This window comes from Streptomyces sp. SPB074 (genome assembly GCF_000154905.1).
GTDB lineage: Bacteria > Actinomycetota > Actinomycetes > Streptomycetales > Streptomycetaceae > Streptomyces.
The window spans coordinates 5,291,182-5,307,719 of the sequence record NZ_GG770539.1; the positions used below are offsets into that span (position 1 = coordinate 5,291,182).

At 73.0% G+C, this 16,538-nt stretch carries 18 protein-coding genes and 1 pseudogene; 5 read left to right on the forward strand and 14 right to left on the reverse strand.

Annotation, left to right across the window (positions count from 1 at the left end; translation table 11 throughout):
• From SSBG_RS22415 to glnII, 3 genes are all read right to left on the reverse strand, one after another.
• The coding region (locus SSBG_RS22415) for an NAD-dependent epimerase/dehydratase family protein (protein ID WP_037870417.1) at positions 1-249 on the reverse strand (249 nt) is incomplete at its 3' end.
• Between the two features lie 125 nt (positions 250-374).
• The gene (locus tag SSBG_RS22420) at positions 375-974 is read right to left on the reverse strand and encodes a winged helix-turn-helix domain-containing protein (RefSeq protein WP_008748354.1); all 600 of its coding nucleotides are present in this window, start codon (positions 972-974) and stop codon (positions 375-377) included.
• Between the two features lie 420 nt (positions 975-1,394).
• A complete protein-coding gene (gene glnII / locus SSBG_RS22425) occupies positions 1,395-2,414 on the reverse strand; it encodes a glutamine synthetase (protein ID WP_008748356.1) in 1,020 nt (339 codons plus the stop codon).
• Positions 2,415-2,775: 361 nt separating this feature from the next.
• On the opposite strand from glnII, the gene SSBG_RS22430 reads away from it, so the two are divergent.
• Complete coding sequence (locus SSBG_RS22430; protein ID WP_008748357.1) at positions 2,776-3,078, forward strand: hypothetical protein; 303 nt, start codon at positions 2,776-2,778, stop codon at positions 3,076-3,078.
• 34 nt (positions 3,079-3,112) lie between these two features.
• Here the strand turns inward: SSBG_RS22430 and SSBG_RS22435 are convergent, their stop codons facing one another.
• Positions 3,113-4,480, reverse strand: coding sequence for a DUF1254 domain-containing protein (locus tag SSBG_RS22435; RefSeq protein WP_008748358.1), 1,368 nt, complete (start codon positions 4,478-4,480; stop codon positions 3,113-3,115).
• 400 nt (positions 4,481-4,880) lie between these two features.
• Here SSBG_RS22435 and SSBG_RS22440 point away from each other — a divergent pair, with 400 nt between their 5' ends.
• Positions 4,881-5,219 carry a hypothetical protein gene (locus SSBG_RS22440; RefSeq protein ID WP_234010626.1) on the forward strand — a complete coding sequence of 113 codons (339 nt, stop codon included), beginning with the start codon at positions 4,881-4,883 and terminating at the stop codon, positions 5,217-5,219.
• Positions 5,220-5,307: 88 nt separating this feature from the next.
• Positions 5,308-5,685: an STAS domain-containing protein gene (locus SSBG_RS22445; protein ID WP_037870418.1), complete on the forward strand. Its 378-nt coding sequence runs from the start codon at positions 5,308-5,310 to the stop codon at positions 5,683-5,685.
• A gap of 6 nt (positions 5,686-5,691) precedes the next feature.
• Here SSBG_RS22445 and SSBG_RS22450 read toward each other — a convergent pair whose 3' ends face one another.
• The 6 genes and pseudogenes from SSBG_RS22450 to glnA all read right to left on the reverse strand — a co-directional run bounded on the left by SSBG_RS22450 (position 5,692) and on the right by glnA (position 10,548).
• Positions 5,692-6,177 carry an ATP-binding protein gene (locus SSBG_RS22450; protein ID WP_234010627.1) on the reverse strand — a complete coding sequence of 162 codons (486 nt, stop codon included), beginning with the start codon at positions 6,175-6,177 and terminating at the stop codon, positions 5,692-5,694.
• A 375-nt stretch (positions 6,178-6,552) separates the two neighbouring features.
• Positions 6,553-6,753: a hypothetical protein gene (locus tag SSBG_RS22460; protein WP_008748362.1), complete on the reverse strand. Its 201-nt coding sequence runs from the start codon at positions 6,751-6,753 to the stop codon at positions 6,553-6,555.
• 59 nt (positions 6,754-6,812) lie between these two features.
• Positions 6,813-7,816, reverse strand: a pseudogene (locus SSBG_RS31640) (IS5 family transposase).
• Positions 7,817-7,948: 132 nt separating this feature from the next.
• Positions 7,949-8,530, reverse strand: coding sequence for a sigma-70 family RNA polymerase sigma factor (locus SSBG_RS22475; protein WP_008748363.1), 582 nt, complete (start codon positions 8,528-8,530; stop codon positions 7,949-7,951).
• 259 nt (positions 8,531-8,789) lie between these two features.
• A complete protein-coding gene (locus SSBG_RS33790; RefSeq protein WP_199781396.1) occupies positions 8,790-8,945 on the reverse strand; it encodes a hypothetical protein in 156 nt (51 codons plus the stop codon).
• A 193-nt stretch (positions 8,946-9,138) separates the two neighbouring features.
• On the reverse strand, positions 9,139-10,548 hold the full coding sequence (gene glnA / locus SSBG_RS22480; RefSeq protein ID WP_008748365.1) for a type I glutamate--ammonia ligase: 1,410 nt from the start codon (positions 10,546-10,548) through the stop codon (positions 9,139-9,141).
• Positions 10,549-10,764: 216 nt separating this feature from the next.
• On the opposite strand from glnA, the gene SSBG_RS22485 reads away from it, so the two are divergent.
• A complete protein-coding gene (locus SSBG_RS22485) occupies positions 10,765-11,265 on the forward strand; it encodes an RDD family protein (RefSeq protein WP_037870420.1) in 501 nt (166 codons plus the stop codon).
• Positions 11,266-11,346: 81 nt separating this feature from the next.
• On the opposite strand, the gene SSBG_RS22490 is transcribed toward SSBG_RS22485, so the two are convergent.
• The 4 genes from SSBG_RS22490 to lipB form a co-directional block, all read right to left on the reverse strand.
• Positions 11,347-12,042: a DUF4191 domain-containing protein gene (locus tag SSBG_RS22490; RefSeq protein WP_008748368.1), complete on the reverse strand. Its 696-nt coding sequence runs from the start codon at positions 12,040-12,042 to the stop codon at positions 11,347-11,349.
• 29 nt (positions 12,043-12,071) lie between these two features.
• A complete protein-coding gene (locus tag SSBG_RS22495; protein WP_008748369.1) occupies positions 12,072-12,272 on the reverse strand; it encodes a hypothetical protein in 201 nt (66 codons plus the stop codon).
• Positions 12,273-12,653: 381 nt separating this feature from the next.
• Positions 12,654-13,622, reverse strand: a complete 969-nt coding sequence (lipA, locus tag SSBG_RS22500; protein ID WP_008748370.1) for a lipoyl synthase — start codon at positions 13,620-13,622, stop codon at positions 12,654-12,656.
• A 220-nt stretch (positions 13,623-13,842) separates the two neighbouring features.
• Positions 13,843-14,628 carry a lipoyl(octanoyl) transferase LipB gene (gene lipB / locus SSBG_RS22505; RefSeq protein WP_037870421.1) on the reverse strand — a complete coding sequence of 262 codons (786 nt, stop codon included), beginning with the start codon at positions 14,626-14,628 and terminating at the stop codon, positions 13,843-13,845.
• Between the two features lie 353 nt (positions 14,629-14,981).
• On the opposite strand from lipB, the gene SSBG_RS22510 reads away from it, so the two are divergent.
• On the forward strand, positions 14,982-16,538 hold a 1,557-nt coding region (locus SSBG_RS22510; RefSeq protein WP_008748372.1), incomplete at its 3' end, for a hypothetical protein.

Sequence of the window (16,538 nt, forward strand, 5' to 3'; positions counted from 1 at the left end):
CACCGCGCGCGGCCCGTGCGACCAGGTGTCCACGACGAGGTCCCACTCGCCGCCTTCGAGCGCCGCGAGACCGCCCGGCGCGGTGCGGTCGCCGACGAGCGCGCGGACGCCCTCCGGCACCGGTTTCGTGCCCCGGTTGAGCACCGTCACGTCCCAGCCGCGCGCCAGACCCTCCTCGACCGTCGCGCGCCCGACGAACTCGGTCCCGCCCAGGACGAGCAGCCGTGCCGCCGACGCGTTCGCTGTCATGGCACGAGCCTGCCCGCTCCGGACGGGACCGGGGACCGCTTTTCGCTCTCGGGGGATCTTGTGCGCTGTCGGCCGAACCCCGGCGTGTGCGGGAACCTTCCCCGCTCCCCCCGCGTCCGCCCGGCTCAGCCCAGCGGCGGCGTGTACTTGTAGCCGACCCGCCGCACCGTCTGGATGCTGTGCCGGTACGCGCCGCCGAGCTTGCGGCGCAGCCGCGCGATGTGCACGTCCACGGTCCGCCCGTCGCCGACGTGCCCGTAGCCCCACACCGTCGTGACCAACTGGTCGCGCGTGTGCACCCGGTGGGGGTGCGCGACGAGGTGGGCGAGGAGTTCGAACTCCAGGTACGTGAGGTCGAGCGGGCGCCCGTCCACCTCGGCGGTCCTGCTGTGCGCGTCGACCCGTACGGCCTCGCCGCGCGGCTCCGGCGCCGGAGCAGGCGCGGGCACGGCGCTCACGGCGGGCGCGGCCGGGGCCGCGGCCTCCGCGAACGGCGGCCGCTGGTCCGCCGGTACGAGAACGAGGTACCCGACCATCGGCGGGTTGCCCGGCAGGGCGGGCAGAGTGTGCGGCGGTACGGGGAGCCAGGTCGCCCCGGCGGGCAGCGCGACCTCGGGGGCGGGCGCGGGCTCGCCCTCCTCGACGGCTCGCAGCCGGTGCCGCGGGCCCGCCGGGCCCGCGGGCCGGGCGAGCGGGGTGGCGGAGAGGGAAGGGTGGTTCGCCATGGGAGGTGTCAGCTCTTTTCGCACGAAGCGGCACCGCGAGGGTGCCGGGGATGCCACGGAAGGGACATACGTCGTCGCGCGGACCGAAGACCGGAGCCCGGCCGGGAGGGCGGGGAGGGTGTTAGAGGGCCCGAGCGTTTCGCCGGGGCTGACACACACGGTCGAAGTCGTGGTGCTGACGGGACGGCCAGAACGGTTCGAGGTCGACACGACCCGTCACGAGGTTCCGGAAGCTGTCCATGCGTCCATTGAAGCAGATGACCTGAGAGGCAGGGAGAGGGTTTCGGCCGAAGCCGGAGCAAAAAGCCGACAACGCGAAGGGGCGTTCACCCCGTCATGGTGAACGCCCCCGGACGCGCGCCTCGCCGCGCGCGCCCGGCCGCCGGGCCGGTCACCCGGCCCGGGGACGATCCCGGCGCCTCAGACCTGCCCGGTCTTCTCCAGCGAGGCGCAGCACGTCTCCGTGATGAGCCGCGTCACCACGTACGGGTCCACGTTCGCGTTCGGGCGGCGGTCCTCGATGTAGCCCTTGCCGTCCTTCTCGACCTGCCACGGAATCCGCACCGAGGCGCCCCGGTCGGAGACCCCGTAGCTGTACTCGTCCCACGGGGCCGTCTCGTGGAGGCCGGTGAGGCGCTCGTCGATGCCCGCGCCGTAGTTCTTCACGTGGTCGAGCGGCTTGGAGCCCTCGCCGAGCGCTTCGCAGGCGGTGACGATCGCCTCGTAGCCCTCGCGCATCGCCCTGGTCGAGAAGTTGGTGTGCGCGCCCGCGCCGTTCCAGTCGCCCTTCACCGGCTTCGGGTCGAGCGTCGCCGAGACGCCGAAGTCCTCGGCCGTGCGGTAGAGCAGCCAGCGGGCGATCCACAGCTGGTCGGAGACCTCCAGGGGCGAGAGCGGGCCGACCTGGAACTCCCACTGCCCCGGCATGACCTCCGCGTTGATGCCGGAGATCCCGAGCCCGGCGGCGAGGCAGTGGGCGAGGTGCGCCTCCACGATCTCGCGGCCGAAGATCTCGTCCGCGCCGACGCCGCAGTAGTAGCCGCCCTGCGCGGCCGGGAAACCGTTCTCGGGGAAGCCGAGCGGGCGGCCGCCCCGGAAGAAGGTGTACTCCTGCTCGATCCCGAAAATCGGCTCCTGCGCGGCGAACTTCTCGGAAACGTCACGCAGTTCGGCGCGCGTGTTGCTCGGGTGCGGACTCAGGTCGGTGTCCAGGACCTCGCACAGCACGAGGACGTCGGCGCCGCCGCGGATCGGGTCGGGACACGTGAGGACCGGCTGGAGCACACAGTCGGACGAGTGGCCCTCCGCCTGGTTCGTGGAGGAGCCGTCGAAGCCCCAGACGCCCGGCTCCGCGCCGTCGGCGACGATCTTCGTCTTCGACCTGAGCTTGGCGGTCGGCTGGGTGCCGTCGATCCAGAGGTACTCGGCCTTGAAGCTCACGGGGGCACTTCCTTCGGGCTGCGCGACGCGCCCTCGGGGGCGCGGATGGCGGAGGCGGGTAGCGGGGGCGGGACGCCCGCAGAATGACAAGAGGCGGTTGCCCGGCCGTTGCCCCGGTGTGAACCGCGTGTTACCCGGCCGCACTCCCGGCGCGGGGCGGCCGGCGCACGTGTCGCAAGGGGCCCGGGGGACACCGTCGCACCCCTGTGGCGCCCCCGCTTTCGAACACCTCAAATCCCCTGCCACCAGCGGCTTTTGTCAGTGCCCGGCAGTAGAATGGGGGCAGTGTTCGAACGCGGGCGGGAGGCCCGGACCGGCCCCGCGAGTGACCGGTCCCACCCCCGTCCGACGGCTCAGGAGGATGCCCGTGGCCCGCGCAGCGACCCTCGACCCGACCGCCCCCGCGACCCCGCTCTTCGACCTCCCCTACATGCCCGTCGAGAAGCGTGCCCTGCCCGCCGGGCGCCCCCGCGAGTGGTACGTCGCGCACAACCGCCGCCTCAAGGCGATGCGGCTCGCGATCGTGCTCCTCGACGCGGGCGTGTGGCGCCCCGAGCAGGCCCCCGACCGCACGATCCGGCTCGCCGCCGCCCGGGTCGGCATCCACCCGCCGTCCCCCGTGACGTGCCACATGGTGCGCGCGCTGATGCGCTACAGCCGCTGACGGCACCCCGGCCGGGGCCCGTACGCGGGCGGAGTCACTCCGGCTCCGCCCGTACGAGCCCCGGCACCCGGTACCCGGCCTCCGGCACGTACAGCCGCAGCACCGCGCGGAAGGCGCCCGCCGGGACCGGTACCCAGTTCGCGGGGCGGGCGCGCGGCGGGCGTGCCGACAGGCGCAGCACCAGGGCGCCGTCCGGCTCGCGCACGAGCCCCGGCGTGCGGTCGCTGACCGCGCGCGGCTCGGGCCCGGGGGCGCGCGGCACCGCGTGCGCGCTCAGCGCCCAGCCGTAGGCGGGCGGCGGGGGTGGCAGGCGCAGGGTGTAGGAGTGCGCGCCGTCGAGCCGGTCCCCGGCCGCGTCCCGGTACGTCTGCGTCGTCGTCGCCTCGTAGCCGTGCGGCCCCCACAGACCGACCCGCGCGGCCACCGCGCGCCGCAGGTACGCCTCGCAGCGGTCCTCGACGCGCCAGAGCGAGGCGTCGAGCGTGCCGGGGCCGAGGTGGTCGAGGTTGAAGTCGAAGAGATGCGCGGCGCCCTCCCAGCCGCCGGAGGGATTCCCCGCCGGGCGCCGCACGGCGGGACCGGCCGCCCCGCCCGCGCTTGCCGTGTCGCCGTCCTCGCTCCACCGCCACGCCGCCGCCTCGATCTGCGCGCGCCCCGCCGCCTCGCCCTCCTCCAGCGCCCAGCGCAGCTCGGCCGTCGGTTCCGCGTACGGCGTCGCGCCCTCCTCCAGGAGCCCGAGCGACTGGAACCGCTCCTGGTAGGCACGGTCGGCCCCCGAGGGCGGGAAGTCGCCCGCCCACACCCGCAGCCGCTCCCAGAACCGCAGCGACGGCTCCGCGAGCGGGTCGCCCCCCGGCAGGCCGCCGCGCCCGAGACCCGGCGCGGTGAGCGGGTGCAGCGCGAGACCGGCCCGCAGCTCGCGCACCGCGGCGACGTCCTCCGCGTCCGCGAGCAGGCAGGCGTAGCGGACCACGAGCGTCGCGACCGCCGTCGGCGCCTCGATCACCTCGCGCACGCTCCCCGGCACCTGCCCGTCCCAGCCGGGCGGCGCCAGCAGCCAGCTCCCGCCCTCCGCGCCGCCCGCGCGCAGGCCCGCGTACGCGAAGTCGTTGGTCCAGGCGTCCACGAACTGGTACACCGCGTAGCGCGCGCCGCTCGGCGGGACCTGGAGGATGAGCGGCCCCTCGGAGAGGTCGAGGTGGGCGAGCGAGCACAGGGTGCCCTCGTCGCCGGGCCAGGCCGTGGCCGGTTCGGCGTGCGCGAAGTGGTTGAAGGACGTCGCGGGCAGCGAGCCCAGCCCGTCCTGCGTGAGCGAGCCGACGGTCTCCAGGCCGCGCACGAGCGGGGTGCCGTAGACGTACGCCTCGGCGGCGAGCGAAGCCGCCCGGGTCGCGTGCCCCATCCCGCCTCCTCCTGCCGGCCTCCCCCCAAGGTCACACGCCCCCCGCCGTCCCGCATCCCGAGTCGCACGCGTGAACGACCTGTCCTCTCGGCGGGTGGAGCGCGTCCCCCACACGGCCGGACCCGAAATCGGACAGGCGCGCTCGCGCGGGGCGCAAGGGTGAACCGGCGCGGCGCCCGGGCGGCCGGCTCGTTGGCCGGTCAGATCGCCGCGAGTGAGCGAACGATCGCCAAGCGTGACAGTGAGGCCGTGTGGGTACGTACCGCACCGCGCGTACGCGGACGTACCGGACGGCCCGCCCGGTCCGGGGAGCCCGGACCGCCCGGACGAGAGGACACCGCCCCATGCCCCAGCAGCCCGCACCCGCGCACCCCGCGCTCCCGCCCGCCGGGCACGCGCGGTGAGCCGCCTCTCGCTCGCCCTGTGCGGCGCGCATCTCGCCGGAGTGGTCTGGCTCGGCCACTGCGCCACGCAGAGCGCGCGCCACGCGGCCTGGTGGACGACGCTCGCTCTCGTCGCCGCCTCGGCGCTCCTCGTCGCCGCGATCCTGCGCGAGCACGAGTGCGCCGAGGAGCACGTCCCGCGCGCCACGCCGGCGCCGCCCCCGCGTCCCGTCGCCGACTGGCAGGTCTTCGAGGCGCTGTGCTGCCTGCGGGCCTGGGAGACCCGGGGCCGCGCGCACGATCCCGCGCACTGCTCGTGCCGCGACTCGCTCTCGCGCGAGGAGCGGCCCTCGTGAGGAGCCGGTGAACTCCGGGACGGAACCGGTGGCCGCGGAGGAAGGGGCCGCGTCGGGGCCCCCGTGGCACTTGAGGCAGGATGCGCATATGCCCGAACCCGCAGAGCCGCCCGAGCAGGAGCCGGAGGACGAGACCCCCGCCGACCCCGAGAGACGCGCCCTGCCCCCCGACCCCTCCGCGATGTGGCTCGTCCGCGCCTTCGGCGAACTGGACCTCGACACCGTGGGCGGGCTCCGCGAGGAACTGGAGGCGGCCGCCGCGCGCTACCCGGTCGTGATACTCGACCTCAGCCGCGTCGAGTTCGGCGACTCCGGCTTCCTCAATCTCCTCATCCGCGTCCGCACCACGACCCGGCTGCGCCTGGTCGCCCCGACGGAGTCCCTGCGCCAGCTCTTCGCGCTGACGGGCACGGACACGGTCCTGGACGTGTACGCGTCGATCGGCGAGGCGATCGACGCGGGCTGAGCGCTCTCAGCGCTTCCCGTCGGCAGGCGGCTCGCGCTGCGCGGGGACGAAGCCGGGACGCTCGTACGCGCTGTGCGCCGACGTCAGCGACAGCCGCGCCCGCACCGTCTTGCCCGCCCCCGGCCCGTCCTCCACCTCCACGCGCGCGAGCCGCAGCACGAGCCCCCACCCGTATCCGCCCTCGCGCACGAGGGGCCGCGGCGTCCGCTCCCGGGGCCGTTCCTCCGAGGCGTCCGAGACGCTGATCTCCACCTCGCCGTCCCCGATGCTCACCCGGAACCCGGTGACCCCGTCCGCGTGCCGCACGGCGCTGCTCACCAGCTCCGAGGCCACGAGCACGGCGTCGGCGAGCACGAGCACGTCCACCGGGGGCCGCACCGCCAGCAACGCGTCGTACACCCGCTCCCGCGCCTCTCCCGGCCGCAACCCGCGCGCACCCCGGTCCGCACCGGCCTCCTCGCGCCCTCCGGCATGGCCGTCCTCGTCCGACACCACCACTCACCTGCCCGCACTCGCTCGCCGTCCGGTCTCATCCGCCCCTGTGCACCGGGTGCCCCGCCTGGGACGCGGCGCACCTGCGGGCTGTGCCCGGCACCCGGCCGGGCCTCCCCCTCCCCGGACAGCACTGAGCGGCCATGGCCACTCCGCTGTGACCATGACCGCCTGAGGAATCAGTTGCCTAGCAGGGCCGGACGATGATGTGGAACAGCGGACGCGAGGCCCCGAAGCGCTCGCGAGGGCGCAGTCGGACGGTCCTGGTGAATCCCCCGAGCACCAGGATCAGTAGGGCTGCCGGAGCGCTGAGAACGGCCAGGACGGCTGCCGGCGCGCGCGAGCGCTCTTGGCGGAGCCTGTTCGTGTACTCCGTCACACCCGCTCCTTCTCGTCTTCACGGGCCGGGGCGAACTCCTCCTCCCGGGCCTCCTCCCTGTCGAGTTCGGCGGCCCTGCGGGCGATGACCTCCATGTGCGCGCTCCACTCGGGCGGCATGAGCGGGCGGCCCCCGGAACCCGTTGCGCGGGCATCGCGCAGCAGCTTCACGAGGACATCGTGGGCAGTGTCGGACACGGTGTCCTTCCTTCTGTCGATGGGAACAGGAGGGCTCTAGGGAGCGTATTCGGTTGTGATCAAGAGGCTGCTCGTGTGAGGTCCTTGATCCAGATCATCGAGGCGCGTAGGTAGAGTCCGGCGAGGTAGCTGTCGGGGGTCTTGTCGTAGCGCGTGGCGATGCCTCGCCATGCCTTGAGCTTGTTGATCAGACGCTCGACGGTGTTCCGCTCCTTGTAGAGGTCTGCGTTGTGGCTGACGGGCCGGCCGCCGTGGGAGCCCTTCTTGTTCCGGTTGGCGGCCTGGTCCTTCTTCTCCGGGATGACCGCTTTGATACGGCGTTTGCGCAGGTGGGCACGGTTGCCGCGGGACGAGTACGCCTTGTCTGCGGCGACCGCGTCCGGCCGGGTGCGGGGACGGCCGACGAGCCCGCGGACCCGTACCTTCCCCAGCACTGGGATGAACTGCGGACTGTCGGCGGCCTGCCCCTCGGTCAGGATGAACGCCAGCGGGCGGCACCTCCGGTCGCCGGCGACATGGATCTTGCTGGTCTGCCCGCCCCTGGAGCGTCCGAGCAGGGCGGCCTTCAGCCGAAGTTTGCGTCGGCGCCGGACGCGCCGTCGTTCTTCCCGCCCGGGATCGCTCCCGGCCTCCTGCCCGGTTTGTTCGTCGCAGCCGCCCCCTTTGACCTGGCCTTCTCCGCCTCGGCGGCAGCCTTCTCCAGAGCGGTGAGGACCTCCTCGTCCAGGTGCATGCCGGCCGCGTCGTGGTGGGCACGGGCGGTGGTGGAGTCGATGCTGACCAGGGACAGGTCCACCTCACCGCGCTTCGCGGCTTCCGCGATCAGGCCCTCCAGCAGGGCCTCGAAGACCCCGGCGTCACGCCACTGCCGGAAGCGGTTGTGGACGGTCGACCAGGCGCCGAACTCTGCCGGCATCTCCCGCCACTGCCCGCCCGTCTTGAACCGCCAGATCACGCCCTCGAACTGCTGCCGCAGCCGCTCGGGGTACGGGCCGTACTCGCCGATCGGCAGGTACGGCTCAATGAAATCCCACTCCGGGTCGGTCAGTTGCACTCGCGTCACGTACGACGGTCTACCGGACCAGACCGTGCCACGAAGGCACATCCCGCAGATTGATCACGACTCGATACGCTCCCTAGTCCTCCTCCTGGGCTCACGCGGCAGGGCCGGGCCCCGTGAGCCCTAGAGATGGGTCTAGCGCAGGCCGCCCAGTTCGTCCGGCAGCAGGGACCGCAGCCGCTTCTCCGCCCGGCGCAGCCTGGCCGTGACGGTCTTGCGGTCGATGCCGAGCCGCGCGGCGATCGCCACCGGGCCCAGGTCCTCCAGGTGGGTCAGCAGGTAGACCGCCAGCTCGCCCGGGCCGGCCAGATGCTTCTCCAGGAAGCTCGCGATGGCCTCGGAGTCCACCCGCCTGAGGAGTTCGTCCTCGGCGGCCTCCTCGCGCGCCCTCGCGTCCTCCACCGGGACCGGCACCCGCTTCTGCCCGCGGTGGAAGTCCGCCCGCACGCGGCCGAAGAGGTGGACGAGGAAGGGCCACGGCCCCTGCGCGAAGACGAAACCGGGCCGCATCCGCGCCTGGAAGTAGCGCGCCTGCGTCTCGTTGGAGAGGTCCGACAGGTCCGGCTCGCGGTAGCCGCGGCGGCGGATGAGGCCGCGCAGGGCGCTCTGGTGCTCCCAGAGCTCCTGGCTGATCCGCTCGCGCAGCCGGTGGGCCGTCTCCTCCTCCCCGGCCCCGTCGCCCCGCCCCCGCTCCGGGACGGCGTCACCGGACGCCACCTGCCGGGGGGAGACCGCTTCCCGGACCCCCGAGGAAGGGTCCGGCCGGAAAGCCGACGGCTCCGGGGCACCGCCGCCGCCTGCGGTGAGTGAGAACGCGGCGGTGACTGATCACCCGTACCGCGGTCATCCGTTCCTGCGTGCATGTCCTGTCCCTCTCGAACCTCGAAGCGGGTGGCGCTCTTGCACAAGGAGTCGGCGTGCTCCGGGCGATCGGGGGAGACCGGCGGAAGGAGATTTCCCGGAGACCGCCCGGCGGTCACTCCTGCCGGAGGATCGCCCACACGAGCGCCGCCGCCGCGATGCCCACGCCGAGCGCGAGTCCGAGCGGCGGGTGGAGGAAGGCGACGTACGTGACGATGCCGCACACCAGCACCACCACCAGCAGGATTAGCGCCTTCTTGTCGTTGTCCATCAGTACTCCACGCTCGCGACCGGTCCGCAGGGGGACGACCACCACCGGTCCCGCGCCCGGCGGCATCCTTCGACGGAGGAGTCGTCCGAGGGCGGACGAACGGGGGAATCACCCGCCCCGGGGGCGGTCCCGCACAACGCGCGAGGCCGCCACTCCCGGAAGGAGTGACGGCCTCGCTGGCGCTGACCCGGGTTTAGAGGTCGAAATACAGCTCGAACTCGTGGGGGTGCGGGCGGAGCTGGATCGGGGCGATCTCGTTGGTGCGCTTGTAGTCGACCCAGGTCTCGATCAGGTCGGAGGTGAAGACGCCACCGGCCTGGAGGTACTCGTTGTCCGCTTCGAGGGCGTCGAGGACGGCCGGGAGCGAGGTCGGGACCTGCGGGACGCCCGCGTGCTCCTCGGGGGCCAGCTCGTAGAGGTCCTTGTCGATCGGCTCGGCCGGCTCGATCTTGTTCTTGATGCCGTCGAGACCCGCGAGGAGGAGCGCGGAGAAGGCGAGGTACGGGTTCGAGGACGGGTCCGGGGCGCGGAACTCGACGCGCTTGGCCTTCGGGTTCGAGCCCGTGATCGGGATGCGCATCGCGGCGGAGCGGTTGCGCTGCGAGTAGACCAGGTTGACCGGGGCCTCGAAGCCGGGGACCAGGCGGTGGTAGGAGTTCACCGTCGGGTTGGTGAAGGCGAGCAGCGAGGGCGCGTGCTTGAGGATGCCGCCGATGTAGTAGCGGGCGGTGTCCGAGAGGCCCGCGTAGCCCTGCTCGTCGTAGAAGAGCGGCGAGCCGCCGGTCCACAGCGACTGGTGGACGTGCATCCCCGAGCCGTTGTCGCCGAAGATCGGCTTCGGCATGAACGTCGCGGTCTTGCCGTTGCGCCAGGCGACGTTCTTCACGATGTACTTGAAAAGCATCAGGTCGTCGGCGGCGGCGAGCAGCGTGTTGAACTTGTAGTTGATCTCCGCCTGGCCGGCCGTGCCCACCTCGTGGTGCTGGCGCTCGACCTCCAGACCCGCCTTGTCCAGCTCCAGGGAGATCTCGGCGCGCAGGTCGGCGAAGTGGTCGACCGGCGGGGCCGGGAAGTAGCCGCCCTTGTAACGGACCTTGTAGCCGCGGTTGTTCACCTCGGAGCCGGTGTTCCAGGCGCCGGCCTCGGAGTCGATCTCGTAGATCGAACGGTTCGCCGAGGTCTCGAAGCGGACGCTGTCGAAGACGTAGAACTCGGCCTCGGGGCCGAAGTACGCGGTGTCGGCGATGCCGGTCGAGGCGAGGTACGCCTCCGCCTTCTTCGCCACGTTGCGCGGGTCGCGGCTGTACTGCTCGCCCGTGATCGGGTCGTGGATGAAGAAGTTGATGTTGAGCGTCTTGTCGCGGCGGAAGGGGTCCACGCGGGCGGTCGTCAGGTCGGCGCGCAGCGCCATGTCCGACTCGTGGATCGCCTGGAAGCCGCGGATCGAGGAGCCGTCGAAGGCCAGCTCCTCACCCGGGTCGAACGCCTTCGCCGGCACCGTGAAGTGCTGCATCACACCCGGCAGGTCGCAGAAGCGGACGTCGACGAACTCCACGCCCTCGTCGGCGATGAACTTCTTGGCGTCATCGGCGTTCTGGAACATCCAACTCCTCCTCCTCCCACCCGGGGAGGGGCGGGGGTTTCAGCTCGTGCCCGGGGCCAGTGCGGTGACCCACGGTGGAGCCGACCATAGAAAGACGGGATTTCTCAAGCGTGACCCATTTGTTTCACCGAAGTTAACCACCCTGGGCTTCACGCGCCACCGGCCGTCACGGCCCCCGCGCCCGCCGGGCGGGGCCCCGCGCAGTACCGTGGAGCGGTGGACAACAGGGATGCAATGGGATCGTGGCTCTCGGGCCCGCGTGCCGCCGCCGAGGAGATGGGTGTCGACTTCGGGTACCGGGGCCAGCGCCTCGGCCTCCCGCAGGAGGGGCCCGGCTCCCTCGCCCCCCTCGGCCGCCGCTTCGGCGCCCTCTTCGTGGACTGGGCCCTGTGCCTGCTCATCGCATACGGTCTCCTCGCGCGCGGTGACATGCAGGCGGCGGGGAACTGGGCGGTCCTCGTCCTCCTCGTCCTGAACGTCCTCACCCTCGGCACCGTGGCCGGGACCCCCGGCAAGGTCCTCTTCCGGCTCCGCGTCGTCTCCGAGAACGTCCTCTTCCGGCTCCGCGTCGTCTCCGAGAACGGCGGCAGGCTCGGCCTCGGCCGCGTCCTGGTCCGCAGCGTGCTCCTCTGCGTCGCCATCCCCGCCCTCATCTGGGAACGCGACTCCCGCGGCCTCCACGACCGCCTCGCGCGGGCGGTACAGATCCGGGTCTGAGCCCGCCCCACCCCCACGCCGAAGGGGCGGGCCCGGTGGTGGGCCCGCCCCTTCGGCGGTTGTCGTGACGGGGGAGTGGACTCAGCGGCGCGGGCCGCGAGGCATCCGCATCCCCTTCGGCATCGGGCCCTTGGGCAGTGGCATGTTCTTCATCATGTCCCCCATCGCCCGCAGCCGGTCCGTGGTCTCGGTGACCTGGGGGCCGGTGAGGACACGCGGGTACTTGAGGAGAGTGGTGCGGACCTTCTTGAGCGGCACCTGGCCCTCGCCGTTGCCCACGATCATGTCGTGCACCGGAACGTCGGAGACGACGCGCGCCATCTTGCGCTTCTCCGCCGCCAGCAGGTTCTTCACCCGGTTCGGGTTCCCCTCGGCGATCAGCACGATGCCGGGCTTGCCGACCGCGCGGTGCACGACGTCCTGGCTGCGGTTCATCGCGACCGCCGTCGTCGTCGTCCACCCGCGCTTCATCTGGTCGAGCACCGCCGCCGCCGCGCCCGGCTGTCCCTCCATCTGCGAGAACGCCGCACGCTCGGCCCGCCGCCCGAAGACGATCGCCATCGCGAGAACAGCGACGAGGAAGCCGAAAATGCCCAGGTAGACCGGGTGGCCGATCAGGAAACCGACGGCCAGGAGCACGCCGAAGACGACGATCCCCAGGCCGCCGATCACCAGGCCGATCTTCGGATCGACCCGTCGGGTCATCTTGTAAGTGAGAGCGATCTGTTTCAGTCGCCCTTGATTCGCAGAGCTCTCTGCGGTGTCCTTCCTCGCCATGCTGTGGAGTTTACGTGGCGCGCACCGCGCTAGGACGTGCGGGCGGGCAGCGCGCGCAGGACGGCCTCCGCCTCGGCCCGTTCCCTGGCCCGCGCGCGGTCGGCGATCACGGCCGTCCGGGCGTTGTGCGCGGAGCGGCTGAGCAGGGCGGACTCCACGGCACGGACGGCCGAGGAGAGCGGGGTGAGGAGGGTGGTACGGGCCTTCGGCAAGGGGTGGACGCTCGGCACGATGGGGCTCCCCGGGGCTGGCGGCGGTGACGCGCTCGTACGGGCGAGGACGCCGGGCGGACCGGCGCGGCGCCTCGCACCCAGCGTCACAGCACGGTGTTACCAGCCGGTGACCGACGGGTCAAACGGCCATGAAGGGGCGGAAGACCCTCTTCCGTGAAAGCCGCGCGGACGCGAGGCGCAAGCGCGCGGTCACTCGCGAAAGGGAACGGCCCCGGAGCCGTCCCCACCTGGGGCGACCGCTCCGGGGCCGTCCACGCCGCCGGAGCCGCGCCCCGTTCCCGTACGAGAACGCGGCGCGGCTCCGGCGGCGTGCTGTGCCGGACCTCACACGGCCGGCCGCACACGATCGGCCTCACCCGCGCCTCTCGCCCGTGGGTCTCACACGGTCGGCAGCTGGCCCGCCATCGCGCCGCGCCGCTCCATGGCCTGCTGGAAGAGGCGCCCGGCGCGGTACGAGGAGCGCACGAGCGGGCCCGACATGACACCGGAGTAGCCGATCTCCTCGGCCTCCTCCTTGAGCTCCACGAACTCGTGCGGCTTGACCCAGCGCTCGACGGGGTGGTGCCGGGGCGAGGGGCGCAGGTACTGGGTGATCGTGATCAGCTCGCAGCCCGCCTCGTACAGGTCGCGCAGCGCCTCGCTGACCTCCTCGCGGGTCTCGCCCATGCCGAGGATGAGGTTCGACTTCGTGATGAGACCGGCGGCGCGGGCCTCGGTGATGACCTTGAGGGAGCGCTCGTAGCGGAAGCCGGGGCGGATGCGCTTGAAGATGCGCGGCACCGTCTCGACGTTGTGCGCGAGGACCTCGGGGCGCGAGGCGAAGACCTCGGCGAGCTGGGCCGGTTCCGCGTTGAAGTCGGGGATCAGCAGCTCGACCTTCGTACCGCCCAGCGGGCGTTCGGCGGTCAGCGCGTGGATCTGCCGGACGGTCTCGGCGTAGAGCCAGGCCCCGCCGTCCTCCAGGTCGTCGCGCGCGACGCCGGTCACGGTCGCGTAGTTGAGGTCCATCGTGCGGACCGACTCGCCCACCCGCCGGGGCTCGTCACGGTCGAGCGCCTGCGGCTTGCCGGTGTCGATCTGGCAGAAGTCGCAGCGCCGGGTGCACTGGTCGCCCCCGATGAGGAAGGTGGCCTCGCGGTCCTCCCAGCACTCGTAGATGTTGGGGCAGCCGGCCTCCTGGCACACCGTGTGCAGGCCCTCGCTCTTCACGAGCTTTTGCAGCTCGTTGTATTCGGGGCCCATTTTGGCGCGGGTCTTGATCCACTCGGGCTTGCGCTCGATGGGGGTCTGGCTGTTCCGGACCTCCAGACGGAGCATCTTGCGCCCGTCGGGTGCGACTGCGGACATGCCCGGCGCCCCTTTCTGCTGCGATCGCGCGTCGTGGCTTTCGATTCTTCGGCGAGGCCCAGCCTACGCCCGTGAGGCCGGCGGCCCACTCCGTGCCCAACCGGCCGAACCGCAGGCGCATTCCCCCGTACGGCCCAACGGACGGGGCGGCCTCCGGAACGGGCGCGGGGCGGGTGCGGTACGGGTCCGGGGCGGGCGCGTGCGGCCGGCCGCCGCCCCCTCAGACGGCGGTGGACAGCGGTGGGGCGCCCGCGCCCGCGAGGACGTCCGCGAGATGGCCCTCCAGGACGGGCAGCACCTCGCGCACCGTCACCTCGCGGCCCAGCTCGCCGGAGAGCGAGGCGACGCCCGCGTCGCGGATGCCGCAGGGCACGATGCGGTCGAAGCCGGTCGTGTCGGAGTTCACATTGAGCGCGAAGCCGTGCATCGTCACGCCCTTCGCGATCCGGACGCCGATCGCCGCGAGCTTGCGGTCCTCGTGGCGCTGGCCCGCGTTGGAGGGCGCGTACTCGGGGCCCGCGAGCCGCGCGTCGAAGAGCGGGTCCGTGCGCTCCAGTTCCAGCGTCAGCCCGCCGGGCCGCTCCTCGACCGGGTCGCCGAGGAGCCAGACGCCGCTGCGGCCCTCGACCCGCGTCGCCTCCAGGCCGAAGGCGGCGCACGTGCGCAGCAGGGCCTCCTCCAGGTTCCGTACGTGCGCGATCACGTCGACCGGGCTCGGGAGCCGGACGATGGGGTAGCCCACGAGCTGGCCGGGGCCGTGCCAGGTGATCTTGCCGCCCCGGTCCACGTCGATCACCGGGGTGCCGTCGAGGGGGCGCTCGCTCTCCTCGGTGCGGCGGCCCGCCGTGTACGTCGGCGGGTGCTCCAGGAGGAGGCACGTGTCGGGGATCTCGCCGGCGACGCGCGCCGCGTGCGTCCGGCGCTGCTCCTCCCAGGCGTCGAGGTAGGGCGTGTACATCGTCTCGGCGGAGTCCAGGCCCATACGGACGAATCGCAGCTCACTCACGGCGTGCCTTCCCACAAGCGTCCCTCGGCACCGATGCGTGCCCTCGCCACTGTACGGCGGCGGGGGCGGGGGACAGGGGCCCGGGGCGAGGGGCCGGGAAGCGGTGAAGGAGACCGGGGCGGGCACTTTTCACGTACGCGGAAGGGACCGGGTTCAGGGTGCGGACCCGCGCGCCACGAAAGAGTGAACGTGTACGGCTTCCAGAGCCCGCTTTCCGTCAGTTCTCCGGGCAATCCTCACACGATCGGATGAACGAGGGGCGAAGGGCGTGATGGGGAGTTCGCCGCCCGTTACATTCGCGCCGTTCCACGAGGGCTGCTTTCGGGCCCGGAAGGCAGGAGACCGCACAGCTGATGACGGACCGAACCCCTCAGCGCATCCCCAACCGACAGCTCGCCGCGCTCATCGCGGAGGCGGGGTTCTCCAACGCGGGGCTCGCCCGGCGGGTGGACCAGCTGGGCCTGGAACACGGGCTCGACCTGAGATACGACAAGACCTCGGTGACCCGCTGGCTGCGCGGCCAGCAACCACGCGGCACCACCCCCGCGCTCATCGCCGAGGTCTTCACCCGGCGCCTCGGCCGCAGGCTCAGCGCCCAGGACCTCGGCCTCGACGCCTGCGCCCCCGTCTACGCGGGGCTCGAATTCGCCGGGACGCCCGAGGAGGCCGTCGACATCGTCGGCGGCCTGTGGCGCAAGGACTCCGGGAGCCACGCCGAACTCCGCAAGATCGCCTTCACCCCCGCGGGCCTCGTCGTCCCGAGCCGCGACTGGCTCATCGGCCGCCCCGACGAGCGGGTGGGACGGTTCGCGGAGGACCGCGCCGGGCGCCCCGGGCGCGCGGAACCCAAGGAGGGCGCGGAACCGGCGGAGATCCCCCGGCAGGAGCCCGTCCCCGTCGGCGCGGTCGGCGTCCCCGCGCAGCCGACCGCGGGCGCGGGCCGGGTCCCGCAGCAGGCCAGGCCGGGAGCCCTGCGCGGCCCCGCCCCCGCCTCCGGCGCCTCCTGGGGGCGTTCGGCCAGCGAGCGCGGGCCCGGGCAGAAGGTGACGAGCGGCGACATCGCGGCGCTGCGCTCCGTCGCCGACCTCTTCCGCTCCCTCGACCACTCCTACGGCGGCGGCCACGCACGGCAGGCCCTCGTCCGCTACCTGGAGCACGAGGCCGAGCCGATGCTGCGCGGCGTCTACGGGGAGCAGACCGGCCGCCGCCTCTTCGCCGCGGCGGCCGACCTGACCCGGCTCGCCGGCTGGACCTCGTACGACATCGCCGCGCACGGACTCGCGCAGCGCTACTTCGTGCAGGCGCTGCGGCTCTCGCAGGCCGCCGACGACCGCGTCTACGGCGCGTACGTGCTCATCACGATGAGCCGCCAGGCCGTCTACCTCGGCCACGGCCGGGAGGCGGTGCAGCTCGCGCGGGTCGCCCAGCAGGGCGTCGGCTCGGCGGTGCCGCCCGCCGTGCAGGCGCTGCTGCACGCGGCGGAGGCGCGGGGACACGGGGTGCTGAGCGAGACGCGGTCCTGCACGGCCTCGTTGGTACGTGCCGAGCGCGCCCTCGAAGCGGCCCGCCCGGGCGACGAGGTCCCCGGCTGGGCCCGCTTCTTCGACGAGGCCCAGCTCGCCGACGAGTTCGGCCACTGCTACCGCGACCTCCAGCAGTACCGTGCCTCGGCGCAGCACGCCGAGCGCTCCCTGCAACTGCGCGCGAGCGGCTACGCCCGCAGCCGTCTCTTCTGCCGCGTCGTCCTCGCCACCGCCCGCCTCGGCCTCGGCGATCTCGACGCGGCCTGCGCCCACGGGGCGGAGGCCGCGCAGGCGGCGGGCGAGATGCGCTCGGTCCGCGCGGTGGAGTACGTGCGCGACTTCGAACGCCGCCTGGAGCCGTACCGCGACGCGGGCCCGGTCCGCGGC